Here is a 25268-nt window from a genome sequence, read left to right as displayed (position 1 = left end):
CCACGCCCGGTACTTATCCGCTTAACAACGGACAATGACGGGCCAGAGCATAGGGGCGCTGCGTGAAGAAGATCGAAGCCATCATCAAACCCTTTAAACTGGATGAGGTGAAAGATGCGCTGCACGAAGTCGGCGTATCGGGCATCACCGTTACCGAAGCCAAGGGTTTCGGGCGCCAGAAGGGCCATACGGAACTGTATCGCGGTGCCGAATATGTGGTCGACTTCCTGCCCAAGGTGAAACTGGAGATCGTCGTGCCGGACACGCTGGCGGACCAGGTGGTCGAGGCGATTGCCGGAGCCGCACAAACCGGCCGCATCGGCGATGGCAAGATCTTCGTCTCCGACATCGCCACCGCCATCCGCATTCGCACCGGCGAACAGGATGACGCCGCGCTCTAACGCTTACGCATTCCCGCAAAAACACAAACAAACTACGTCTTGGAGGACATGGAATAATGGCAACTGCAGCTGATATCGTGAAGCAGATCACTGACGAGGAAATCGAGTGGGTGGATGTCCGCTTCACCGATCCCAAGGGCAAGTGGCAGCACCTGTCGATGTGCGCCAGCGTCGTCGATGAAGACATGCTCGAAGAAGGCATGATGTTCGATGGGTCCTCTATCGAAGGCTGGAAGACGATCAACGAAAGCGACATGATCCTGAAGCCGGATCTCGACAGCGTCTATGTCGATCCGTTCAGCGCCACGCCGATGATGGTGCTCTTCTGCGACATCGTCGAGCCGAGCAATGGCGAGCTCTACTCGCGTGACCCGCGTTCGACCGCCAAGCGCGCCGAATCCTATCTCAAGTCCACCGGCATCGGTGACACGATCTATGTCGGCCCCGAACCTGAGTTTTTCATGTTCGACGATGTCCGCTTCGAAGACGGCTATGCCGGTTCGGGCTACCAGATCGACGATATCGAGCTTCCGACCAACGGCGCCACCGAAATCGAAGGCGGCAACATGGGCCACCGCCCGCGTGCCAAGGGCGGCTATTTCCCCGTCGCACCGGTCGACAGCGCAATGGATATCCGCGCCGAAATGGTTTCGACCATGATGGAAATGGGCCTGCCGATGGACAAGCACCATCACGAAGTGGCCGCTGCCCAGCACGAGCTTGGCATCACCTTCGGCACGCTGACGCAGACCGCCGACCGCGTGCAGATTTACAAGTACGTCGTGCATCAGGTCGCCCACGCCTACGGCAAGACCGCGACTTTCATGCCCAAGCCGATCAAGGACGATAACGGCTCGGGCATGCACACCCACATGTCGATCTGGAAGGATGGCAATCCGACCTTCGCAGGCAATGAATATGCCGGCCTGTCGGAAACCTGCCTCCACTACATCGGCGGTGTGATCAAGCACGCCAAGGCGCTGAACGCTTTCACCAACCCGACCACCAACAGCTACAAGCGTCTGGTCCCGGGCTTTGAAGCACCGGTGCTGCTCGCCTATTCGGCGCGCAACCGCTCGGCTTCCTGCCGTATTCCCTATGGCTCGGGCGAGAAAGCAAAGCGTGTTGAATTCCGCTTCCCCGATCCGCTGGCCAACCCCTACCTCGCCTTTTCGGCGCTGCTGATGGCCGGCCTCGACGGGATCGAAAACAAGATCCACCCGGGCGATGCCATGGACAAGAACCTCTACGACCTGCCCCCGGCAGAGCTCGCCGATGTTCCGACCGTCTGTGGCAGCTTGCGCGAAGCCCTGCTCGCCTTGCGCGACGACCACGAATTCCTGCTGAAGGGAGACGTGTTCACCAAGGACCAGATCGATGCCTACATGGATCTGAAGTGGGAAGACGTACTGCGCTTCGAAACCACGCCGAGCCCGGTCGAATTCGACATGTATTACTCGTCCTAAAGACGACCACCGTCCGCTGCCCTCAAGCAGCGAAGCGGTAGGGCAAACAAAAGGGCCGTCCGGGAAACCGGGCGGCCCTTTTCCTTTACCCGCTAACTGTAGGTCCACTCCAACAAATCCACCGCGGCAAGATGCTTCGCCCAATCGTCAATCTGACCGGTAGCTTTATAAGCTTTCGCAAAGTCCTTCTGCAGGTAAGGCTTTAGAGCCAGCCTAGCCTCGGTAGGATCCTGTCCATGGATACGCGCGAAAATAGCCGCCGCAGTGACAAGGGCTTGCTCGGACAGATAGCCCGCAGTTGACGCGCGCCAGCCGGACATCGTCCCGTCGCTCCATTGCTCAAATTGACGTGCCGAATTTGCGAGCATAATTCCGAATCCGCAGTATGCCGCAGCACAATCGGTCGAATGCTCCATCAGGTCGGGACCACCCGGCGGATCTCCAGCATTTACCAAGAGATAATGACATAGCTCATGCGAGAAAGTCGCCGCCAGGGCATCAGGATTGCGTAGCATGGCAGAGCTATATCGAATAACCGCCCGACCATTCTCGATCGAGAATGTGCCGCACGCACTCCCGCCCTCCGGTACGAGATGGTGAGCTGGGTCATAGCTGTCATCGACCTCGACCTGCTCCAGACGACAATCCCACTGCTTCATACCCATAAGGGATTGTACACCTGCGAAAAGTTCGCTGGCGGTCTTCGCCTCGCGCAATCGGGGATGGCTCGGAGTTACGAACTCCGGTCTTATCTCGGCATCGTCCAGAACGCGTCTCAGCCAAGCGAAACAGGCAATCAGCCAATCATATTCGTCCTGCGAAATCGGTGGTCTTGTATAGAAGAATCCCATGAACAGAGCCTGTTGCGAGCGCGTTAGCCTGTCAACGCATCGTCATCATGCCGCGTTTCCCAATCACCATGAAGGCGGCGAGCAGCATCAGGCTCCAGAACATCGTCAGCCAGTCAAGCGGCGCTGGGCCGGCGACATATTGCAGGTGCGCGAGCAGCGCCCAGGTACCGCCGATCAACACGACCAGATAAAACGAAAGCGACGCGGTTTCGGTGCTGACGGCACGCATCAACTCATCGGAATGCTGCCGCGACTTGAACGAGACGAAAACGGAAATCACGCTGCACACGACATAGGTACCAAGCGCGATAGCGGGATCGATCGTGCCCGTGCTTCCGGCATGGGCGACCACGATCAGCGCGATACCGGCCAGAGCCATGGCGACTGATGAATAGAGCAATTGCTGGCGCTGTTCGCGCAGCTCTTCTTCATCTTCTACATTGAGGACCTTTGCGCCGGCCTTGGGATTGAGCGTACCCAGCCCGACCATGAGCCCGATCACCAAAAACAGCATCCCGACCAGCGAGGCAATCTCGACCGATTGGCTGGCGCCGGCAAAGTCCTCGGAGTCCATGATCCGCAACACCGCCATCGCTCCAAGAAATCCTGTTAGGGCTCCCATGCTCAACGCGAATGCAGTCTTCTTGAGCTTGCGCTTCTTTTCCGCTGCGTCGTGATCAACTTCAGTCATTTTCCGGTTCCCAGTCATCGATAAAGATCTCCGGCACGCTCACGGCGAACAGCTTTGCCATGCGCAGCGCCAGCGGCAGCGAGGGGTCATATTTGTCGGTTTCGACCGCATTGATGGTCTGCCGGGAAACGCCGAGCCGCTTCGCCAGTTCGCCCTGGCTCCAGCCCTGCCCTTCCCGGAAATGCTTCACGCGGTTGTTCACCGAATCACCTTCTCTGCCTGTAAAGAGCTCTTTACTGACAAGAGGTCTTTACAGTCAAGAACTCTTTACAGAAGCGGCTGTTGACATATCGCGATTCAATTGGCGCAAGTATGGTGAGGCAGCTTCTTAGTCTTTGGCAACTGGCTTATCGAACCAGCGACTGAATTATTGTGAGGGACCATGACCCATCTATTTCATGAATTTTTTCTCGTGCTTTTTGGCGCAGCGCTAGCTGGCGTTGGATGGCTCATTAAACGTTGGACGACCAAAGCGAAGGATACCGAAGACGTTCAGGGTCTAATGACGGTAGTTGGTCTACACAAAGTGCTTCGTGAGGAAGGGCTTTCAATGGAAGAAGCCGTGAGGATCCGCGAAGGAATTCGGTCTGGAAAGCTTTCGGTCACCCCGGCTATCGCAGATGCGATTGCTAATAGAGAACCCATCAGTGGATTGTTGGATGAAGCCGAAAAAACCACTGACTTCTACAATACAACCGTGGGGATGAAGCTTGAAGCGGGAATGCGATTTGAAAAATTGAATGCAGAGCTTGCGCTAGTCATCTCGGAATTCACTCATAGTATGAATCCAGAGCGCTTTGATTTCTTTGAAAAGTCTCAAAAAGCTTGGGTGCGTTATCGGGAATGTGAAACTTCATTCACCGCATCGCTTTGGAGCGGAGGTTCGGGAGCTCCTCTCCTTGGCCTTGCGAGAAGTATAGAGATCACGGAGCAGCGCATTGATGAACTCAAGCTGCAGATCGCCGAAGAGGCCGCTTTGTAATAACGCTTTCCTACAAACTTGCCTGTAAATCAGTTGATTGGCCTTGTGTATTCTACGGAGGCCCGAATGACTGACCGTAAACCGATCTTCGACTTCATCCGGCGCATGCTCGAGCGCCCTTTTCGGCAGAGCGAAGTCGACGCGATCGACTGCGTGCTGGACGGCGAAAAAGATTGCTTTCAGGACACTGTCACACCTGTCACACCCCCCTTCCCCATAGGCGCCGAAGGCATCGCGCTGATCAAAGGGTTCGAAGGCTGCGCGAGAGTTCGCGATGACGGGTTGATCGAGGCCTATCCAGATCCCGGCACGGGCGGCGATCCGTGGACGATTGGCTGGGGCGCGACGGGTGCGGATCGCTTCCATGGTGGACGCATTGCGCGCGGGACGGTGTGGACGCAGGCGCAATGCGATGCGCGGCTGGAGGAGGACCTGGCACGCTATGCCAAAGAGGTCGCGCAGGCACTGGGCGATGCGCCGACAACGCAGGCCCAGTTCGATGCTCTGGTCAGCTTCCACTACAACACAGGCGCCATCGGCAAGGCGACGCTCACCCGCAAACACCGGGCGGGTGACTATGCCGGTGCCGCGCGCGAGTTCGATCGCTGGTGCTATGCCGGAGGGCGCGTTCTGAAAGGGCTCGCACGCCGCCGTGCTGCCGAAGCGCAGCTCTATCGCGATGGTTGAGGCGATGGCGACATGCGTTCAGCCGAGCGCATCGTGGGAACCGGCTTGGAGGCTGCACCGTTGCAATGGCCAATAGGAGAACTCTCATGAAGCTTGCACTTGCAGCAGTATCAGCTCTCGCCCTCGCCGCCACTCCGGCGCTTGCTCAGGGTCAGGGCAATGGCAATGGAAACGGGAATGGCAACCGCGGCGGCGGTGGACCGCCCGCTCAGGTTGAGCGTGGTAACCCCGGGAATGGCGGTGGCAATGCCCAGCGCGGCAATCGCGGCGGCGGGAATGACCGTGTCGCCCAACGTGGCAATCCCGGCAATGGCAATGCCAATCGTGGCGGCAGCAATGACCGTGGCAACGGCGCGGGCAATGGCAATCGCGGCGGCCCACCGATGATCGATCGCGGCAACGGCCGCGGCAACGGACAGGCTGTGATCCGCGGGAATGGTAACGGCAACGGCAATGGAAACGGCAACCGCAACGACGGGCTCGACATCCGCCTCGATACGCGCGGCGGTGGCGGGCTGATTGACCGGGTGCTGTACCGTGAGACCGGCCTCGTCAACGGCTGCCCTCCGGGACTTGCACGCAAACGCAATGGCTGCCTGCCTCCGGGCCAGGCGCGTCAGCTGAGCAATCGCTATGACCGCTATTCGCGCTACTCGCCCAATTGGTGGGGCCTGCCCTACGGCGGCGGCAGCTACTTCTACGACGATGGCTTCCTGTTGCAATACAATGGCGACCGCGTATCGGGCTACATCCCGCTTCTGGGCGGCGCACTGAGAATCGGCAACGTATGGCCGTCAGACTACGGCTACCGCGAAGTGCCGCGCTATACCTCGCGCTATTACGGGCTGGGAGACAGCTATCGCTATGCCGATAACGTCGCCTATCGCCTCGATCCGGAAACGGCAGCGATCACGTCCATCGCAGCCTTGCTGACCGGGGACGAGTTCACCGTCGGCAGCCCGATGCCGCGCGGATACGATGTCTACAACGTGCCCTATGGCTATCGCGACCAATATCGCGACGGACCGGACCGGTGGTATCGCTACAATGATGGCTATGTCTATCAGGTCGATCCCGAAACGCGGCTGGTCGCCGCAGCCATCGAATTGCTGATTTAAGGGGCGCATATATGACAATCGCTAAACGAACACGCACTTCGCTCGCCGCAGTGCTCGGCTGCACGCTGATGCTCGCCGCTTGCGGAGAAAGCGCTGCCGATGGGACCGACGAGGCCAACGGGGAACCGGGGACTCAAACTGTCGCGGCGATGATATCGGGCAGCGGAGAGCTCTCCACTGTCAACGGGCTGCTGCAGGACGCGGGGCTATCCGCCACTTTTGATGGAGCGCCGCACTACACCGTCTTCGCGCCTACTGACGACGCGCTCGGTTCGCTGGGCGAGGAGTTCACGGGAGACGAAGCGCAGGCCGCGCTGATCGCCGTGCTGCGCGAACATGTGGTGCCCGGCTATCTGACGCCTGACGACATCGCCAATGCTATCGAAGCCAATGGCGGACCTGTCGAAATGGCGACCATGGGCAGCGGAACTCTGACTTTTGCCATGGATGGTGACACGGTCACCGTCGCGGGTGAAAGCGGCGGCGAAGGGAGCGCAATCGACTCCGAAATGCTCGGCGCGAATGGCGTTGTTGTCCCAATCGATACCGTTCTGAAAGACCTTACACCCGGCGAATAATGCCGTCGTTTATCCGGCGGGCACTACTGCTTAGTAGTCCCGCCTGATCTCCGCCGCCACGCTCTGTCGCCCGACGGTGCTCACCGTTGCCAATAGGTTCAGCCAATTGGTGATGCGGAACTCGGCATTGGTAGCGGAATAGCCCGCGCCATCGGTAATGATCTCGACATAGAAGCGGCGACCGAAGTTCTTGCCGAGTGCAATGGCCGTCCCGCGATCGAGCGCCGCATCTGCCGGTACAATGCGCAGGCGATCAAGGCCGATGGCATCGCGCAGCTGGTTGATCGGACCCATGCCCGACCCGCCCCGCAGGCTCGCTACAGCGGCACCCAATTGCAGCGCGTCGGTGGCGGAGAGCGAGGTGACCGAACCGCCAAACAGCAGCCGCGCGAGCAGCTCCTCTTCGGGCAGGGCCGGCGTGGAGGAGAAGGTGATTTCGGGCTGGCTGGCATTGCCCTGCACGTTCACTTCGACAGACAGGCCGGTGACCTCGGTCTCGGCAACCAGGTCGATCCGCGGATCGATCGGCACGTTCTCGTCAAAGTCGATATTGCCGCGGGTGATCTCAAAGCGCGTACCGGCGAAGGAGTAGAAGCCCTGACGCGGCACAATGCTGACTTCACCGCCCACGCGCGGATCATCGGTCGTCCCGCGGATGCGCAGCCCGCTCGAACGCCATTCGCTATCGAGGCCGAGGCCATCGACCTTGATCCCGCCCGGCGCGGTGACGTCGATGAGGTAGCGCCACGGCGATGTGTCGAGAGCGCGCGGCGCAATATCGTCGGGCTGGTTGATCTCGGTAATGTTGACGCGTGGGAGCTCTGCCAGAGCTTCACTCGTCGCGCCAAGCCGCCAGCGCGCCTCGTTCGCGCGAAGACGACCCGCGATCGTACCGCCAATCCCGTTTGAGACAATCCGCAGTGGTCCCGTCACAGTCGCGCCCATATTGGCGAGATCGAGGATCTCCGCATTCTGTGCGGCAAGGCGGATATCCATGCTTGGCCCGCGCGTGGCAGTGATGCCCGACAGGTCGATGAAGCCGCTTCCGCTGACTGTTCCGCCATTGGTCGCGGTGCCGACAAAGCGGGTGAGGTTGAAGCGCGATCCATCGAAACTGCCGCGCGCGGTCACATCGGTGATGTCAGTGCCGGTCAGCGGACTGCGCACCCGCAAATTGTCGCCCGCGATCGAGCCGGCAATACGCGGATTGCCGAGCGTGCCGCGTATGTCGGCAGCCACATCGACGCGGCCCGTCACATCGAGCAGCTCAATCGCCGCAAGCCGCCAAAGGGACGCTGCCGAGCCTTCGAAGCGGAACTGCCCGAACAGGTCGCCTGCATACAGGCGCTCGTTCAAAGCCCCGCTTTGCGGCAGATTGGCGATGCGCGCCTGCAAGCGTCCATCGGCCGAGCCGTCATCGGAAATCACCGCGCGAACCTGCGCGAGGCTTTCCGAGAGATCGCCAACCAGCGCGATATCGAGCGGGTTCGAAATGATCAGCGTGCTAGCCCGCGTCAGGTCAGAAATCATCAGGCGTGCTTCACCGGTGGGCAAACCATTCTCGCCCGCTTCAAAGTCAATGACGCCCGAAATCGTGCCACCCACGCCCAGTTCGCCGAGGAACACGTCGGACACCTGCAGCGGCATATCGGTCAGAGCCAGGCGGCCTTGCGGAGCGCTCTCTCCGCCAAAACTGCCATTTGCAATCACATAGCCATCGCCGAAGGATATCTGCGAACGCTCTAGCTGCCAGCCGCCATCATCCATACGATTAAGGACGGCCCGGCGCGGCATCGAAATGTCGCGATTCTCGTAAGAGCCGTCGACCGCCACCGCGATCTGCTCGGGCGAGGTGCGGCCATTGATCAGCAGTTCGAACTGACTGCCGCGCCGGCCGGCAATCGCTGCATCGAATTGCCCATTGCCGTTCACCACGCTGGCATTGGCCGCCAAGCGCCCGATGAAAATGCCGCCATAGGAGAGGCCCTGTGCGGTCGCTCTGCCGCGGATGGTTGTATTGCCGTCATCCAGCCTGCCGCTTGCGTCGATCTCGCCGCGCGCGATAGAGAGCGCCGTATCGCCGCCGAAGCGCGCATTGCGAAGCTGCAAGTCGACGTCAAAGGCCTGCACACCATCCGGTGTTGAGAGAGCGATCATTCCATCCACACCGCCGCGTGAGAGGTTTAGGTCGCCCACCGCCCCGCCGTCTCGCAGTTCGAGCTGACCGGCAATACGCGTCGAGGCCACATCCAGCTGCGCAATATCGAGCACGGTCGCGCCATCCGCAGGGATCGTCAGGCCGAAATTGCCCGCAAAGGCACCGAGCATCGACTGCCCTTCGGTCTCGATGTCGAAGCCGTCAGCCGAGGGAGAAATCGCGACCCGCACATCGGCAAGGCCAGCCGCAGGCAGCGGATCGGCGAACACCAGCACCGCGCGCGGGCCGTCCTCGGCAACGGTCGCCTCGACGGTGAAGGGGCCATAGTCTGCCTGGCGGCCCGAACCCGCCAGTGTCGTGGTGCCGTTCTCCACTCGCCCGTCGAGCGTCAGGTCCAACTTGCTGGCGTTGACGTTGAAATCGCGGAACCTGATCGGCGCATCGCCGCCAAGCGAGACACCGCCCGCAAAGCGCAGATTTTCTCCAGCGAGATTGGCGATGGTCGAATTGGTCAGCTCTTCGGCGCGGCCGCGCACATCGGCGTTCACGCGCCACGGATCGCCGCCGCCCAGCGTTACGTCGATCTGCGCTGCGGCATCCAGAACGCCGATCCCGTCGAAGGTCAGATCAGCCACGTTAACCGGTCCGTTGACCTGTGTGATGCCGCTTTCCAGATTGGCGTTGAGGCCAAGGCGCGCCTGTAATCCGCGGAAATCAATCGCCAGATCATCAGACAGCAATTCGCCGCCCGCATAAACGAGCGTACCATCGAGCGTGCCGTTGACGAGGCGTGGATCGACCCAGGTGATGCCGCTGTTCACACGCCCGATGTCGGCATCGAGCGGAACGGTGACGCGCGTGCCGTCATAACTCGCCGTGCCGCGCTGGAAGACATCGGTCAGCAGCGTCCCGCCTGCGTCAATCTTTGCGACGCGCAGCACATGGTCGATCGAGAGGTCGCGGAACTGACCGTCGAGCGTCGCCTCCAATTCGGTGCCTTCAAGCGCGATATCGGGCGAAAACAGGGTTTCATCGAGCAATTGCACATTAAGCGCGAAATCATCGAACGCATTGTCGGCCAGATCGATTGCGCCAGCGCCGTCGGCGTTGAAACCGCGCGCGCGCAGCATCAATTCGCCGTCAGCCACGCTGTCTTCCAGCGTACCGGTGAGGTTCACCATAACCGTCTCGCCGATAGCACGCGCGGGCAGGCCTTCGAGATAGTTTCCAGGCCGCGCACGTCCGCTCAGGCGATAGGTTCCAGCTTCGTTGAACAGATCGAAGTCGAGCAGCGGCTCTCCGCCTTGCAGCGCAAGGAGGTCACCTTCCCAGGACGTCCAGCTGCCATCGCCTTCCAGCGTGACGGCCAGGTCTTCTTCCGCGCCAACCATAGTCGCGAGGAAGCCGCCCGCCGGCGCCTGCCAATTCACGTCGATATCGAATTGGTCGCCATCGGGTTCGGCGTTGATCAAGGCGGCGAATTCATCCGCCCCGCCGAATTCACCCTCTGCATCGAGGAACACACGGCCATCACGAATATCGGCTTCCGCTGCAAATTGGATTTCGCGCTCCTCGCCCAGCAACCCTTCGGCCACGGTCAGGTCTTCAATCAGGAGCCGATCCACGCGAATGTCGAAATCGGGCAGGATTGGCGCATCAGGATCGCCGGGTATTAGTTCGGGCGCGGCGTAAAGCGTGGCATCGCGGGCAACGAGATAGCGAATATCCAGCCCGCTGGTGAACCAGCGATGCGGTCGCCAATTAAGCTCAACCACCGGGATTTCGAGGAACAGCGTGTCATTGGCATCGCGCAGCTCGACATCCTTGAGTGTGGAACTCCACAGGATCGAACCGTCGATTTCCCCGACTTCGACCGATAGACCAGATGCCGGAGCGACCTTGGAAATCTGATCGACAATGAATTGCCGCCCCGGCGGCGTATGCAGGAAGCCGACAAACAGCAGCACCAGAATAAGCAGGCCGAGCAACACGAGCCCGACCGCGCGCAAAGTCTTGTGCAGCACGCCAGTACGCTTTTCAGACGCGTCCTGCGCTGCCTCCTCCGGCGCTGTGCCTGCGACTTCGCTCGCCATCAGAAGGCCTGCCCCAGCGCGACATAGACGGCGACCCAATTATCATTCGGGCCTGGATTGAGCGGAAACGCCACGTCCAGACGCAGCGGGCCGAAAGTCGTGTCGTAGCGCACACCCAGACCGGCCCCGAAGCGGACCGTGTCGAAGTCAGGCGTGGTGCTGCGCGACACCGTGCCCGCATCGACGAATGGCACGACCGAAACCGCGCCATCGAGAAGCGGTGTCTGTACGCGCGCTTCCACCGATGCCTCCACCAGCGAGCGGCCGCCATTTGGTGTGCCCAGCGCATTGGTCGGACCGATGGCATTAAAACCATAACCGCGTACCGACCCGCCGCCACCAGCGTAGAAGCGCCGCGACGGGGCAATAGCGGCAAGCGGTGCGCCGACAATCGTGCCCAGCCGGACGCGGCCTGCGAGCACAACATCTTCGGTCACCGGCTGATAATTGGCGAGATCGAATTGTACGTTCAGATATGTCGAATTGGTCTCGAAAACCCGCGAGACTTCTGGAGAGACCGCAGCGCGCAGACGCCAGCCTTCTGTCGGATCGAGCAGATCGTCCGACGTGTCAAATTGCACGTACCCGGGCAGGGCCGCGACGAGATAGTCGGTTGTTGCGCGCTTCTCGCCCTTTACTCTGATTTCAGCTTCGCGGGTTGCGACAAGCTCGAAACCGATGCCCCACGACAGCTCTTTCTGGAACAACAGGGTGGAGCGCCGCTCATACAGTCCGACCAGCGAGACCGTTTCGGCATCGTAGGCATCGGTGTCGATCGTGGTCGCAAAGGCATCGAGCGTCAGGATGCGATCACGACCCAGAAAATTGTTTTTCTGGAAAGTGATGCCGGCGAGCTGTTCCTCGGTTCCAAGAATACCGCGTAGGCGCAGCAGGCCTTCGGGCGGGAACAGATTGCGGTGCTCCCACGACCCCTCGATGCGGATGCCTTCTTCGGTGCCGAAACCGATATTGCCCGCCAGCGTGCGCAGCGGTGCAGGCGTCATATCGGCTTCGATATTGACGCGGCCCGGCTCGCCATTGGCGGGTTCTTCCACCACCACTGGTGTGAGTGAGACCGAGCCGACCAGACCCGTAGCAAGGATGGCGCGGCGCAAGTCCTCCTCATCGCTGCGTTGATACAGATCGCCCGCATCCCAGCGCGCGATGCGGGAGAGATGGCGGCCGGAGAGGAAATCAGGCAGCGTGCTGGTGACGACACCGAAATTATACTGACCGCCGGGCTTCACCGGCATGGTCAGATCGCCTTCCTCACGCGCATGATCGACTAGCAACTCCGGCTCTTCAATCGCGGCGAAGGGGAAGCCCTGTTCGCCGAGTGCAACGTCGAGATCGAGCTGTTCCGTCTCGATCGTATCGAGCGAGATGAAATCGCCGGTCTGGATTTCGAAGGCGCTGCGGAGCGATTGATAGGCGTCGCCTGCCTCAGCGAGATTGCCGAGGTCGATCTCGCCAAAGCGATAGCGCGTGCCCGGCAGGATATCGAAACGCGCGGCTGGTATGTCGAGCTCTGCATCCACGCTTTCATCGACGCGGCCAATGCTGCGGATCACCTGCGCATCGAAATAGCCGTAGACGCGAAGCAATCTTCCGAGCAGTTCTTCATCATTGCGCGCCTGAACGGCAAGGCGAGCGACGTTTCCGTCATCATCCAGCTCTTCGATGGTGGACAGCGCATTGAAACGGTCGAGGAATTCCTCACGCTCCGGGAAGAGCGAGTTGTCGCTGGGAAAGACGAGCACCAGCTCATCCGAAATGCGTTCTTCGCTTCCCTCGACCAGCGGCGGGATTTCCTCTTCGAAAGTCGCGAATTCGATCGGCTCTTCAGGCTCGAGGGGATCGAGCGTGGGAATGCCGGAACCATCGGGCCACGGGATGCTCACCAGCGGCATTTCGGACAGCGGATCGTCGCTATCGAGGCGGAAGTCCTCATCCTCCGGCGTTGTCGTATCGCCTTCCGGGATACCTTGCTGCGCCCAGCCTTCCGGATCGGCGACAGCTTCGTCGGGAATCAGCTCATCCAGATCGCGGGTATCCGGGACGTCCTGTGCGAATGCCGGCTGCGCGGCGAAGGCGCACAATGCCGCCAGCGCGGCGAACCGAATGCGCTTCCGCGAAAAAGCGAAATCAGGCGAGCTTATATTCGGCTTGCAGGCCGGGAGTGTTGTCTTTTGATCCGCCATCGGGCGCTGGTGTCCGTTCAGTGCCCCCGGAAGTAACCCCTTCGATAAGTGCGCGCTGCTCTTCTTCCGACATGCGTCGCCAGCCATCCGGTCCCAGCCTTTCGAGCGGACGGAAGCGGACCTTATATTGCATGCGGTCAGAGCCCTCCACCCAATAGCCGAGATAGACGTAAGGCAGGCCCGTTTCCGCAGCGCGGCGTATGTGGTCAAGAATGACGTAAGTACCAAGCCCGCTGCGTCCCTCATGATCTGGGTCGAAAAAGCTGTAGATCATCGAAAGTCCATCGCCCTGCCTATCCATCAGACAGGCCGCCACCAGACGTCCTACGCCTCCGTCGGTAGCAGGTTCCCGATATTCCACAACAAAACTCGAAACGCTGGTGTGCTCCACCATATCGGCATAATCGACCTCATCCATGGCCGCCATGCCGCCCCCTGGATGGCGATTGGCGAGATATTTCTGCAGCAATTCGAACTGTTCATGCGTAGCCCAGGGTCGGCATTCGGATGTCGCCAGATCGGAATTGCGCTTCAGCAGGCGCTTCTGCGAGCTTGAAGGCTTGAAATCGAAAGCCGCCACACGGACGGACACGCAAGCGCGGCAATCCGCGCAGCTCGGGCGATAAGCCACCGTCTGGCTGCGACGGAAACCGATCCGCCCCAGCGCATCGTTCAGCTGCTCGGCATGCTCACCCTTCAGCTCCGTGAACACCTTTCGCTCCGTCTTGCCCGGCAGGTATGGGCACGGCGCAGGGCTCGTCACGAAAAAGCGGGGAAAGCGAACGGGGGCCGTCACGGGTGGATATAATCCCTTCAAAACTTGCGGCGCGAAACAAATTTGCTGCACCAACCCCGCCCTTGAATCACGCGGAGCGGCGCTTGTGAATCATGTTAACCATAAAAAACGCAGATTGCAGGAATTATTTCCACAGGCTGCCGCGCGCCCCGAAGGAGCGGCCCGGAATGGGGCAGTCTTTTAGCAAGGCATGACCGGCGCTCTTAGTTAACGGCGACCGAACTCACTTCGTAGCCCTTGCCGCGCAGGGCCTGCACCAGCGCATCAAGCTGCGCCTTGTCGCGCGCTTCGCATTCGATATCGGTGACGAGACCCTTGGCCGGCAGATTGGTGAAAATCCGCTGGTGGTAAATCTCGATGATATTGACATTGTGCGCATCGAATTCGCGCATCACGCGGAAAAGCGCGCCCGGGCGATCCTGCAAAGTGATCTGCAAACGCGCCAAGCGTCCGGACCGTGCGAGATCGCGCAGCAGCACATTGGCGAGCAGGCGCGTGTCGATATTGCCGCCGCACAGCACGAGACCGATTTTCTTGCCTTTGAAGCGCTCCGGATAGGAGAGGACTGCGGCGAGTCCCGCTGCACCTGCACCTTCGACCACAGTCTTCTCGATCTGCAGCAGCAGGCTGACCGCCTCTTCCAGGTGCGGCTCATCCACCAGGACGATGTCGTCCACCAGCCGGTCGATGACGGTCTGGGTAAATTTGCCCGGCTCCTTCACCGCGATGCCTTCTGCCAGCGTATCGCCGCCGGAGGGAAGGTCTTCGCCCTTGTAGGCATTGTAGGATGACGGGAAGAGCTGCGCCTCTACACCGATCACCTCGACCGGCGGCTGGCGATCCTTGGCGACCGTGGCCATGCCCGAGATGAGGCCGCCCCCGCCAATCGGCACGACAATGCAATCGAGCTCCTGCGCATCCTCGAACAATTCAAGCGCCACCGTGCCCTGCCCCGCCGCGACTTTGGGATCGTCGAACGGATGGACGAAAGTGAGGCCCAGTTCCTTTTCAAGCTTGCGCGCATGGGCGCTCGCTTCATCGAAAGTCTCGCCTTCGAGAACGACATTCCCGCCGACCGCTTCGGTCTGCATGACTTTCACCACTGGCGTGGTGCGCGGCATCACGATGGTCACCGGAACGCCGAGCCGCTTGCCGTGGTAGGAAAGCCCCTGCGAGTGATTGCCTGCGCTCGCTGCAATTACGCCGCGCGAGCGCTGCTCATCGGTAAGCTGCAGCAGGGCATTGAGCGCCCCGCGTTCCTTATAGGCTGCGGTGAACTGCTGGTTCTCGAACTTCAGCCAGATTTCCGCACCGGTAATGGCAGACAGGGTCTGCGAATGCATGGTGGGCGTGCGCACGACAGCGCCTTCAATGCGCTCTGCAGCAGCCCGGACATCGGCGATCGTCAGTTTTCCCTCACTCATGGGGCGCGTGGCCTAGCCAAATGTGCGCCCGAGGGAAATAGGATTGCTGCTTTGGGACAGGAAAGTTTGCCTTGCCCGATTGCGTCTTGCTGGCGGAACGGGCATCCCTTGCCGCGATGGGCGCGATCAGCGCTCGTATCCGTCATTTGCCGGAGGTAAACTAACGTGAATTTCGCCCGCATCGCGGCCACCTGTGCTGCGCTTTTCTCTTTCTCCACGCCCGTGCTGGCAGACACATGGATCGACAATGTCGATGGTATTTCAATCGGGCGCGATGGCACGATCGATCGCTTCACCGGCATGGTGATCGACGAGGACGGCCGAATTTCCGAGTTGCTCGATTTCGGCGACCGGCCAACGCGAGAAATCGATTACCGCGTCGATGGCGAAGGCCGCGTGGTGGTGCCTGGCTTTATCGATGGCCACGCGCATCTGATGGGACTTGGCCTCGGCACGCTTGTGCTGGATCTCTCCGGCACGACTTCGCTCAGCGAGGCCCTGGGCCGGATCGAAGCCTATGCCGCAGCCTACCCGGACCGCCCTTGGATTATCGGTCGCGGCTGGAATCAGGAACTGTGGGGCCTCGGGCGTTTTCCGACCGCGGCGGACCTTGATGCGGTCGTCTCTGACCGTCCGGTCTGGCTGGAGCGTGTGGACGGCCATGCGGGCTGGGCCAACACCATGGCGCTGGAAGCAGGCGGGGTCACCGCGCGCAGCACCGATCCCGAAGGCGGACGTATAGAGCGCCTGGCTGGATCGCGCGCGCCTGCAGGGGTGCTCGTCGATGCTGCCATGCCGATGATCGCAGAACAAATCCCCCCGCCTTTGCCCGAAGATCGGGACATGGCGCTCTACAATGCGCAGAACCTGCTGCTGAGCTATGGCATCACCGCGATGGCCGACATGGGCACGACGGTTGAAGACTGGATGACCATTCGCCGTGCGGGCGATGCCGGATGGTTGCAGATCCGCGTCATGGCCTATGCCGATTCGGTGGACACCATGCTGCTCATCGGCGGCCCGCGCCCGACTGAATGGCTTTATGAAGATCGCCTGCGGCTCAATGGCGTGAAGCTGTACCTCGACGGCGCGCTCGGCTCTCGCGGTGCCTTGCTGCTCGATGATTACGAGGACGATCACGGCAATCGCGGCCTGCCGCTGCTCAACGGCACGCAATTGCGGAACCTGATGAGCCGCGCAGCGCTCGACAATTTCCAAGTCGCCGTTCACGCGATTGGCGATGCGGCCAATCAGGAAGCGCTGACCGCAATCGAGGAATTGTCCGAGGATTACACGGGCGATCGCCGCTGGCGTATCGAACATGCGCAAATCGTGAGTCCGGAAGACATTGCGCGGTTTGGCCGGAACGGAATCATCGCCAGCATGCAGCCGGTCCACCAGACCAGCGATATGTTCATGGCCGAAGCGCGGCTGGGGGATGACCGGCTCGGCGGCGCTTATGCCTGGAACTCCATCCTCGATGTCGGCGGAACACTTGCTTTTGGCACCGATGCGCCTGTGGAGCCGGTCGATCCGCTCGCTGGCCTGGCAGTTGCTGTGACCCGCATGAATGCTGATGGCGCACCGCAAGGCGGCTGGCGCGCGGAAGAGGCGATCAGCCGCGAACAGGCACTCGCCGCCTACACCGCCAATGCCGCCTATGCCGGTTTCGCCGAAGGGCGCTTTGGCAGGCTTGTCCCCGGCGAACGCGCCGATTTCGTTTTCCTGTCCGCAGACCCTTTGTTAGTGGGATCGCAAGAAATTCGCGATATCAGAGTGTTGGAAACGTGGATTGCCGGTCAGCGTGTTTATGATGCGGACTTGCAACAGCCGGTCATTGAAGGGCCGGGAGAATAAATAGTTACATATTTGGTCTCGCCTTTCCCAAGATGAGACGTTATGCAAGCATGTGAATCGAAAAAATTGGGGTGAGTAACTCGATGATGAAGAAGTTTATTACGTCCGCTGCCGTTGCTGGCGCACTGGTTGCGACACCGGCGATGGCTCAGGAAGCAGCCTATGATCGTCTGCCGGCTCCCGTGGAAGAGAGCGAAGACGGTTTCGGTGACAATGGTGCCGGCTTGCTTATCGGCCTTGGCGCACTCGCTGTCATCATTCTCGGCATCATCATCGCAACCGGTGTTGGTGACGACGACGATACGCTGCCCGCCAGCCCGTAAGGCCTGCGACAAGCGAATTTGAAAAAGGGGGCTGCGGCCCCCTTTTTTTGCCTGCTTTCCGTGTGCTAAGCGCCGGAGAGGTTTGTACAAGATTTGATTGCCGGGTGAGCGGACGCGTAGCTACAGGCGTCGCTACTCAGGGGTCGTGTAACAGCTCAGTCTTCGCTTTTCGAAGCTGCAGCGGCTTCTGCCGATGCAGCGATTGGTTCGACCTTCGCCTGTTCCGCTGCCTCTTTTTCCGCCGCCTTCCGTCGCTTTCTCTCGCTGATCCGCATCAGGATGAGCGAGCCTTCAAACAGCAGGATGAGCGGTGCAGCGAGCATCAGCTGGGAGATCACATCGGGCGGCGTGATGATCGCTGCCACTGCAAATACGGCGACAATCACATATTTGCGCCCCGCCACAAGCTGTTCGCGCGTCACAAGGCCCGCTGCATTCAACAGCATCAGGACGACAGGCAGCAGGAAGCTTACGCCGAAGGCGAGGATGAATCGCATCACCAGATCGAGATATTCGCCCATTGCCGGAAGGGCCTGAGCGTTCAGGCCACCGGCATCCCCCTGGAATCCCAAGAACCAGGTGAAAGCCAGCGGCATGACCACATAATAGGCCAGCGAACCGCCGAGGATGAAAAGAATCGGGGTGGCGATCAGGAACGGCAGGAAAGCCTTCTTTTCCTTCGCATAGAGGCCGGGCGCGACAAAGCGCCATAGCTGGTTGGCAATGATCGGGAAGGAAACGAAGATCGCCGCGAAGAGCGCAACTTTGATCTCGACGAAGAACGCCTCGTAGAGCCGCGTGTAGATCAACTGGCCCTGCCCTTCCGGGAAAGCCTTGGTCAGCGGGCGGACGAGGAAGCCGAAAATCTCGTCAGCGAAATAGAAGCAGACGCCAAAGGCAATGCCGAGCGCGATCACCGCTTTGAACAGCCGCCCGCGCAGCTCAACCAGATGATCGAGCAACGGCGCCTGTGTCTCGTCGAGATCGCTGACTTTGAGAGCCATCGGCTAGCTATCCTTGCTCTCGGTCGCTGCGGGGGCCTTGTCGTCTGCCGCGAGTGGCAGCTCTGCCTGCTTGGCCGACTGCTCTTCCAGCGCTTCCAGCTCCGCTTCGCGCGCAGCACGCTCCGCCTCTTCGGCCGCAGCGCGCTGCTTCTCGGCGATAATTTTCAATTCCGTTGCCTTGTCGCGCGGTTCGTCTTCCGGCTTAGGCTTGGGAGGAGCGACCGGCTTTGCGGGATGAGCACCGGTGGGCTCCATTTCCGCGGGAGTGCCCTCGGGATGCTCGCGCATGATCCGCTCATTCTGCTCTTTCCAGCGCTTTTCCATGTCTTCGAGCTCGGCCTCACGGACCATGGAATCGAGACCGGATCGGAACTGGGCCGACATCTTGCGCAATTTACCCACCCAGCGCCCAACGGTGCGCAGCGCGAGCGGCATGTCATCCTTGCCGATGACGAGGACCGCCACCACGAAGATGAGCAGCAATTCTACTGCACCAATATCGAACATCTACAGGGCCCTCACCAGCCGCGCGGGGCCGGGATTAGCCGGCAGTCTTGTCGTTCTGCGGCGTCGTTTCGGTGGTTTCCGAAGCTGCGGGTGCATTGTCTGCCGGAGCCTCGATCTGCGGGCTCTTTTCAGAAGACGCACGCGTCTCTTCACTCATGCCCTTTTTGAAGCTGCTGATTCCCTTGCCGAAATCGCCCATCATTTCCGAAATGCGGCCGCGCCCGAAAAGGACGAGAACAACAATTGCGACGATCAGAATCTGCCAAATACCTGGCTGCATGGTTTTTCCTCGATTGGGATTGAGGCCTTAACTTAAGCCTTTTCGTCCGGAGTTTCCAGCGCTGCAGTTTCCTCCGCACTGTCTTCATCCGAAAACTCTTCGTTCATTTCATCATTTTCGGCCGCTTCCTCAGCGTCGGCAGCCTGTTCGGCGGCCAATTGCTCTTCCTTCTTGGCGACCATGTCATCATAGGCATCGTCCACCGGATCGAGCAGTCCTGCCGCTTTCAATTCGGCGAGTCCCGGCAAGTCCTTGCGGCTTTCGAGTCCGAAATGGCCGAGAAAATCCGGCGTCGTCGCATAGATCACCGGACGCCCCGGCACCTCGCGCCTGCCTGCCGCGCGCACCCAGCCAGCCTCCATCAGCACATCTAGCGTTCCGCCGCTGGTCTGCACCCCGCGGATCGCTTCGATCTCCGCGCGGCTGACCGGTTCGTGATAGGCGATGATCGCAAGCACTTCTGTTGCCGCGCGGGAAAGGCGACGGACCTGTTCCTTCTCTCGGCGCAGCAGATGGGCAAGATCGGGCGCGGTCTGGAATTGCCAGCGCTTACCCCGCTCGACCAGGATGATGCCACGATCACTGTAGATATCTTGCAGGGTAGCGAGAGCATCCTTCACATCCGCATCGCCCAGATGCGCGGAGATTTGCTCGCGCGTCATCGGCTCTTCCGCCGCGAAAAGGCATGCTTCCACCGCACGGACCAGATCGGATGGTTTCTCGCTCATACCTTCATCCGCCGCAGGTGGAGTGGGCCGAACGTCTTGTCCTGGCGAAGCTCCGCCTTGCCCAGCCGCGCGAGCTCCAGCGCCGCGACGAAGCTTGATGCAAGCGCGCTTTTCTTGAGCCGGGGTTCGGCGTCGCCCGGGAGGAAAGCGCGGATTTCCATCCAGTCGACGGTGACACCCAGCATCGCGGAAACACGATTGAGCGCACTGTCGAGCGTCATGACAGGGCGTTCGGCGACCATATGGACGACAGGCTCGGTGCGCAGCTTGACCTGACCATAGGCGCGGACGAGCTGGTACCAGTCGCACTGCCACGCATTCTTGCGCAGAATCTTGAGGCCTTCAGGTGCCCCACGTGCAAAGACATCGCGGCCCAGCCGGTCTCGCGCCATCAGCCGAGCGCCAGCTTCGCGCATCGCGCCAAGTCGCTGAAGCCGCAATTGCAGCCTGAGAGCCAGCTCTTCGGGAGACGGATCTTCCTGCTCTTCCTTGGGCAGGAGAAGGGCGGATTTGAGGTAAGCGAGCCAGGCGGCCATCACCAGATAATCGGCTGCGATCTCCAGTTTCAACGCCTCAGCCTGCTCAATGTAGTGAATATATTGATCGACAAGCGCGAGGATGGAAATGGATTTCAGGTCGACCTTTTGCCGCCGCGCAAGGTCCAGCAGAAGGTCGAGCGGACCTTCCCAGCCATCGAGCTCCAGATAGAGCGCGTTTTCATCGACCGTGCCCGGCGCGGCGATCCCCCGCCACTCGTCACCATCGTCGGCTATCTCATCAGCGCGTTCGACAAGACCGCCCTCTTCGATAGCCGCGCTCATGCCGCCACTCCTGCAGCATCAAGCAGGCCATCGCGCAATTTCAGCAAATCTTCGCGAGGGGCAGGATCAGTCGGTGTACCCGCATTCACCAGCGCCCTATCCAGCCGTTTGCGCGCCGCATCCGACATGGCGGGCAGAGCTTTCACCGTGCCCTCCATGTCCTCCATCTTGCCCCAGCAATTGAGCACGACATCGCAACCCGCCGCAATGGCGCGGGCGGAGCGTTCGGGGATAGTGCCATCCAGCGCTTCCATGTCGATGTCATCGGTCAACAGCAGGCCATCGAATCCTATGCGGCTACGTATGATTTCGCTGATGACCTTCTCGGACAAAGTCGCCGGATTGTCTCTATCCCATGTGGTGTATCGGATGTGCGCACTCATCGCGATGGGAGCATCGGCGAGGCGCTTGAACGGAGCGATGTCGACATCCAGTTCCGCTTCACCGGCATCGACGACAGGTAAGTCTTTATGACTGTCCACCATGGCCCGCCCATGCCCCGGCATATGCTTGACGCACCCCGTCACACCGCCGCGCGTCAGGCCTTCGAGCACAGCGCGGCCCAGCGCGGCGACTTGCATGGGCTCTGCTCCCAATGCGCGGTCACCAATCACGTCATGTGCGCCCTCTACGCGAACATCGAGCAGCGGCAGGTAATCGACGGTGATGCCGACCTCGTGCAAATCCATCGCCAGCAATTGCGCATTGGCGCGCGCGGCCTGGATCGCGCTGGCCGGTGCGACCTCATACAGCTGCGCGAAGACACCTTGCGGCGGATAGGCGGGCCATTCGGGCGGTTTCATCCGCGACACACGGCCACCTTCCTGATCCACGCTGATCAGCAGCTTCTCCCGGCCCTGGATGCTGCGCAGATCATCGGTCAGCGCCCGCACCTGCTCGCGCGTTTCAATATTTCGGCCGAACAGGATGTATCCCGCCGGATCAGCCTCTTTGAAAAAGGCGCGTTCGGCATCGGTCAGCTTAGGACTGGAAAGGCTGAAAATCGCGGGCGTCATATGCTCCGTTTACGCCTGAAAAGCGCCAGTCACGCAAGCCGTTCACCATAGCGCATAGGGGAAAACGCCGGGATAAACGGCATCTGCCGTGCCGCTTAGATCAGCGGACGTAGCAATCCCCGCCCGATGCGCGGATCGAGCGGCATACGCTGTCGGCGGCGGCGCGGTCTGACGCGACGGCTTGCAGGCGGAAAACATCCGCGCCGTTCACTTCAGCTTCGACGATACGATAGCGCAGGCCTGACAGCGCGCTGAAACGGTTCGAAGCGCTGCTCCATGCCGTCTGCGCATCCGAGCGGCTGCCGAATGCGCCGATCTGGACATAGGCACCGCCCGTGGCTTCGGTTTCACTGCTTGAGCCAGTTTCGCCATTCTGCTCGCGATCGATGCTGGGGCGCGCATCGCTATCCCCGCCATCGCTTGTATCGATACGGCCGCGTGTGCTTTCGCCCTCGGCCACTTCAAATGCCTGATCGCCCGTACCGGAGACTTCGCGGCCACCGGGATCTTCGGGGCGCTGCTTGTAAGCGCCCTCGGGCGCTTCGATCGTGCTGCCATCGGCGACCAGTTCCGCATCGGGTGTGTCCTTGGTGAACCACCACACGCCGAACAGCGCAGCAGCAACCACGGCGAGACCCATCAGCGCAATGCCGATCAGGCGGAAATCGAAACCGCCCTCGTCTTCGTAATCATCCCCTTCGAGCCAGGGGAGCTCTTCATCCTCGTCAGCAAGAGCAAGCTGCTCTTCCTCTTCCCAGGATTCGTCCAGCTCCTCATTTTCCTCACCCGGATAGGTCATGGTTTACAACTCCTCGACGGCATCGACCCCCAGTAGCGCGAGACCGTTACGAATTACCTGCCCTATCTGCGCGGCCAAGAACAGCCTTGCCGCAGACAAATCAGCGTTCTGTGCCACGATAATGCGCTTTTCGGCGTCATCATTGCCCAGATTCCAGAAGGCGTGGAAGGCAGCTGCGAGATCATAGAGATAGAAGGCGATACGATGCGGTTCGCGCGCGCGCGCTGCCGCTTCCACTTCGCGCGGGAATTGTGCGGCCTGCTTGACCAGTGCAAGGTCGTCTTCGCCCAGCAATTCCAGTGAGTAGCCGGAAGGCTCAATGCCCTGCTCATCCGCCTTGCGCAGGATAGAGCAAATGCGCGCGTGGGCATATTGCACGTAGAACACCGGATTGTCCTTCGACGCCTCTACCACCTTGGCGAAATCGAAATCCATCTGCGCTTCGGGTTTGCGAGTGAGCATGGAGAAGCGAACCACGTCCTTGCCGACTTCCTCGACCATGTCGGCAATCGTCACGAAATTGCCCGAACGCTTGGACATTTTTGCAGGTTCGCCATCGCGCAGCAACTGCACCATCTGCACCAGCTTCACATCGAAGGGGATGGGCTTGCCTTGCCCTTCGGACAATGCCGCGACGGCCGCCTTGATGCGCTTCACCGTACCTGAGTGATCTGCGCCCCAGATGTCGATCAGCTCGTCAGCCTTTTCGGCCTTTTGCATGTGATAGGCGAGATCGGCGCCGAAATAGGTCCATTTGCCGCCGGACTTCTTGATCGGACGGTCCTGATCGTCACCATATTTGGTGGAGCGGAACAGCGGCAGTTCGACAGGCTCCCAATCCTCTGGCGGGGCCTTGCCTTTGGGTGCTTCCAGCACGCCGTCATAGACAAGGTCATGCTCGCGCAGCCATGCCTCTGCGGCTTCGGGCTTTTTCGCCGCCTGCAGCGCAGCTTCGGAAGCGAACACATCGTGCTCGATACCAAGCTGGCCGAGGTCGGACTTGATCATGTCCATCATCCGCTCGACCGCAAAGGCACGGAAAATAGGCAGCCACTCTTCCTCATCGGCGGCCTGGTAGCGATCGCCGAATTCGGATTTCGCATCCTCGCCGACCGAAATGAGATAGGCGCCGGGGTAATAGCCTTCGGGAATTTCGCCGATGTCCTCGCCCAGCGCCTCGCGGTAGCGCAGGTGTGCCGAACGGGCGAGCGTGTCCACCTGGCTGCCCGCATCGTTCACATAATATTCGCGCGTTACCTCATGCCCGGCATATTCAAGCAGGCTGGCGAGCGCATCGCCCACCACCGCGCCGCGGCAATGGCCCATATGCATGGGGCCGGTGGGGTTGGCGGAGACATACTCCACATTCACCCGCTTGCCCTGACCCATGGTCGATTTGCCATAGGCAGCGCCAAGCGCAGCAATTGCAGCGATTTCCTCTCGCCACACAGTCGGGGCGAGCCGCAGATTGATGAAGCCTGGCCCAGCAATCTCAGCGCTTTCGATCAGCGGATCCCGGTCGAGGTGCTCGACGATCTTTTCCGCAAGTGCGCGCGGATTGGTCTTCGCCTGCTTGGCCAACACCATGGCGGCGTTTGTGGCGAGATCGCCATGCGACGGATCGCGCGGAGGCTCTACGCTGACATTGTGGCGCGGCGTATCGGGCGGCAGCGTGCCTTCCGCCTCAAGCGCGGCGAGCACCGCATCGATTTTTTCCGCAAAAGCGGCGTAGAGAGTGTGTGTTTCAGACATGCGGGGCCGGTTAGCCTTTTTGCATGCACGGGGGAAGGCTATGATTGCGCCTACTTCCGCCTAGTGACGGAGGCGATGTAATCAGCGAGTCGCGTTGTATTCCAGCTGCGCATCGTCGAGCTGGAAGCCGATCAGCAGCTCGAATGTGGCGCGAGCGACAGCTGCACGGACTTCCGGCTCGGTCAGCGGATCGACGGCAGCCGACTGGTCGCCAGCACGCCGCCTGCGCGTGATACGCTCGCGAATGTCTTCGGGAAGCGTTGCTGAGGCACGATCGACGAAAGCGCCTGCCGTACCAGTCGTCTGGGCGCGGGCCTGTCCATCGGCAAATGTCAGCGTGACAGTGCCGACACGCTTCGAAACGACCGAGTTTCCACCGCGCATCACAGTCGAAAAGAACGGCAGTTCCACCGTGCGTGCGCCGCTGGTGTTGCGGCGCTGGGCGACCACATCGAACGTCGCATTAGTGTACACCTGCGCGCCCGTTTCATCACAGGTGCTCTGCACATTGGTGATGGTGGCAGTCACATCCAGCGCGTCTGCGGTACGGGCTTCGGGCGAAGTAAACAGCGTCACATCGCCGGTGTAGTTGGGCACGCCCACAGCCGGGCAAACAGAACGCAGGGCAGTGATCCCGACACCCTGATCGACGACAAGCTCACCCTCGCCCGAACAGGCGGCGAGCAGCATTGCAGATGCGGTGGCGGCGAAAAAGGCGGGGCGAAACTGCATATA

24 protein-coding genes are annotated in these 25268 nt (G+C 60.6%); 8 read left to right on the top strand and 16 right to left on the bottom strand.

Features of this window, described 5'->3' with window-relative positions:
- Positions 1–62: 62 nt before the first annotated feature.
- Entirely contained in the window at positions 63–401 is a 339-nt protein-coding gene (locus O2N64_RS08075; protein ID WP_271077104.1) for a P-II family nitrogen regulator, read from the top strand.
- A gap of 56 nt (positions 402–457) precedes the next feature.
- Positions 458–1867 (top strand): type I glutamate--ammonia ligase, encoded by a 1410-nt coding sequence (gene glnA / locus O2N64_RS08070; RefSeq protein ID WP_271077103.1) that lies wholly within the window; start codon positions 458–460, stop codon positions 1865–1867.
- 92 nt (positions 1868–1959) lie between these two features.
- On the opposite strand, the gene O2N64_RS08065 is transcribed toward glnA, so the two are convergent.
- From O2N64_RS08065 to O2N64_RS08055, 3 genes are read right to left on the bottom strand one after another with little or no spacing between them, the layout of a single operon-like run.
- Positions 1960–2718, bottom strand: coding sequence for a hypothetical protein (locus O2N64_RS08065; protein WP_271077102.1), 759 nt, complete (start codon positions 2716–2718; stop codon positions 1960–1962).
- A 31-nt stretch (positions 2719–2749) separates the two neighbouring features.
- On the bottom strand, positions 2750–3409 hold the full coding sequence (locus O2N64_RS08060) for a hypothetical protein (RefSeq protein ID WP_271077101.1): 660 nt from the start codon (positions 3407–3409) through the stop codon (positions 2750–2752).
- Positions 3402–3611 (bottom strand): helix-turn-helix transcriptional regulator, encoded by a 210-nt coding sequence (locus O2N64_RS08055; protein WP_271077100.1) that lies wholly within the window; start codon positions 3609–3611, stop codon positions 3402–3404. The genes O2N64_RS08060 and O2N64_RS08055 overlap by 8 nt, the downstream gene beginning before the upstream one ends.
- Positions 3612–3791: 180 nt before the next feature.
- Between O2N64_RS08055 and O2N64_RS08050 the strand changes: the two genes are divergently transcribed.
- From O2N64_RS08050 to O2N64_RS08035, 4 genes are all read left to right on the top strand, one after another.
- Positions 3792–4391: a lysozyme inhibitor LprI family protein gene (locus tag O2N64_RS08050; RefSeq protein ID WP_271077099.1), complete on the top strand. Its 600-nt coding sequence runs from the start codon at positions 3792–3794 to the stop codon at positions 4389–4391.
- A gap of 66 nt (positions 4392–4457) precedes the next feature.
- Positions 4458–5078 carry a lysozyme gene (locus O2N64_RS08045; protein WP_271077098.1) on the top strand — a complete coding sequence of 207 codons (621 nt, stop codon included), beginning with the start codon at positions 4458–4460 and terminating at the stop codon, positions 5076–5078.
- Positions 5079–5164: 86 nt separating this feature from the next.
- Positions 5165–6196: a hypothetical protein gene (locus tag O2N64_RS08040; protein ID WP_271077097.1), complete on the top strand. Its 1032-nt coding sequence runs from the start codon at positions 5165–5167 to the stop codon at positions 6194–6196.
- A gap of 11 nt (positions 6197–6207) precedes the next feature.
- Positions 6208–6774, top strand: a complete 567-nt coding sequence (locus tag O2N64_RS08035) for a fasciclin domain-containing protein (RefSeq protein ID WP_271077096.1) — start codon at positions 6208–6210, stop codon at positions 6772–6774.
- A gap of 30 nt (positions 6775–6804) precedes the next feature.
- Here O2N64_RS08035 and O2N64_RS08030 read toward each other — a convergent pair whose 3' ends face one another.
- The 4 genes from O2N64_RS08030 to O2N64_RS08015 form a co-directional block, all read right to left on the bottom strand.
- Positions 6805–11025 (bottom strand): translocation/assembly module TamB domain-containing protein, encoded by a 4221-nt coding sequence (locus O2N64_RS08030; RefSeq protein WP_271077095.1) that lies wholly within the window; start codon positions 11023–11025, stop codon positions 6805–6807.
- Positions 11025–13124 (bottom strand): autotransporter assembly complex protein TamA, encoded by a 2100-nt coding sequence (locus O2N64_RS08025; protein WP_271077094.1) that lies wholly within the window; start codon positions 13122–13124, stop codon positions 11025–11027. Before O2N64_RS08025 ends, O2N64_RS08030 begins: the two co-directional genes overlap by 1 nt.
- A gap of 46 nt (positions 13125–13170) precedes the next feature.
- The gene (locus tag O2N64_RS08020) at positions 13171–14022 is read right to left on the bottom strand and encodes an arginyltransferase (protein WP_271077093.1); all 852 of its coding nucleotides are present in this window, start codon (positions 14020–14022) and stop codon (positions 13171–13173) included.
- Positions 14023–14225: 203 nt separating this feature from the next.
- Positions 14226–15446 carry a threonine ammonia-lyase gene (locus O2N64_RS08015; protein WP_271077092.1) on the bottom strand — a complete coding sequence of 407 codons (1221 nt, stop codon included), beginning with the start codon at positions 15444–15446 and terminating at the stop codon, positions 14226–14228.
- A 165-nt stretch (positions 15447–15611) separates the two neighbouring features.
- On the opposite strand from O2N64_RS08015, the gene O2N64_RS08010 reads away from it, so the two are divergent.
- Positions 15612–17303 carry an amidohydrolase gene (locus tag O2N64_RS08010; protein ID WP_271077091.1) on the top strand — a complete coding sequence of 564 codons (1692 nt, stop codon included), beginning with the start codon at positions 15612–15614 and terminating at the stop codon, positions 17301–17303.
- A gap of 83 nt (positions 17304–17386) precedes the next feature.
- The gene (locus O2N64_RS08005; RefSeq protein WP_271077090.1) at positions 17387–17626 is read left to right on the top strand and encodes a hypothetical protein; all 240 of its coding nucleotides are present in this window, start codon (positions 17387–17389) and stop codon (positions 17624–17626) included.
- 155 nt (positions 17627–17781) lie between these two features.
- On the opposite strand, the gene tatC is transcribed toward O2N64_RS08005, so the two are convergent.
- From tatC to O2N64_RS07960, 9 genes are all read right to left on the bottom strand, one after another.
- Positions 17782–18630 carry a twin-arginine translocase subunit TatC gene (gene tatC / locus O2N64_RS08000; protein WP_271077089.1) on the bottom strand — a complete coding sequence of 283 codons (849 nt, stop codon included), beginning with the start codon at positions 18628–18630 and terminating at the stop codon, positions 17782–17784.
- 3 nt (positions 18631–18633) lie between these two features.
- A complete protein-coding gene (tatB, locus tag O2N64_RS07995; protein ID WP_271077088.1) occupies positions 18634–19137 on the bottom strand; it encodes a Sec-independent protein translocase protein TatB in 504 nt (167 codons plus the stop codon).
- Between the two features lie 34 nt (positions 19138–19171).
- Positions 19172–19417, bottom strand: a complete 246-nt coding sequence (gene tatA, locus O2N64_RS07990; RefSeq protein WP_271077087.1) for a twin-arginine translocase TatA/TatE family subunit — start codon at positions 19415–19417, stop codon at positions 19172–19174.
- A gap of 32 nt (positions 19418–19449) precedes the next feature.
- Entirely contained in the window at positions 19450–20145 is a 696-nt protein-coding gene (gene scpB, locus O2N64_RS07985; protein ID WP_271077086.1) for an SMC-Scp complex subunit ScpB, read from the bottom strand.
- Positions 20142–20966, bottom strand: a complete 825-nt coding sequence (locus O2N64_RS07980) for a segregation and condensation protein A (RefSeq protein ID WP_271077085.1) — start codon at positions 20964–20966, stop codon at positions 20142–20144. Before O2N64_RS07980 ends, scpB begins: the two co-directional genes overlap by 4 nt.
- Positions 20963–21982, bottom strand: a complete 1020-nt coding sequence (gene nagZ, locus O2N64_RS07975; protein ID WP_271077084.1) for a beta-N-acetylhexosaminidase — start codon at positions 21980–21982, stop codon at positions 20963–20965. The genes O2N64_RS07980 and nagZ overlap by 4 nt, the downstream gene beginning before the upstream one ends.
- Before the next feature lie 100 nt (positions 21983–22082).
- Positions 22083–22781 (bottom strand): SPOR domain-containing protein, encoded by a 699-nt coding sequence (locus O2N64_RS07970; protein ID WP_271077083.1) that lies wholly within the window; start codon positions 22779–22781, stop codon positions 22083–22085.
- Positions 22782–22784: 3 nt separating this feature from the next.
- On the bottom strand, positions 22785–24533 hold the full coding sequence (argS, locus tag O2N64_RS07965; protein ID WP_271077082.1) for an arginine--tRNA ligase: 1749 nt from the start codon (positions 24531–24533) through the stop codon (positions 22785–22787).
- 81 nt (positions 24534–24614) lie between these two features.
- On the bottom strand, positions 24615–25265 hold the full coding sequence (locus O2N64_RS07960; protein ID WP_271077081.1) for a hypothetical protein: 651 nt from the start codon (positions 25263–25265) through the stop codon (positions 24615–24617).
- Positions 25266–25268: the final 3 nt, after the last annotated feature.

It is taken from the genome of Aurantiacibacter sp. MUD61 (assembly GCF_027912455.1).
Lineage (GTDB): Bacteria > Pseudomonadota > Alphaproteobacteria > Sphingomonadales > Sphingomonadaceae > Alteraurantiacibacter.
Note: the sequence above shows the minus strand (reverse complement) of the source record. Positions and strands in the feature narration are given on the sequence as shown.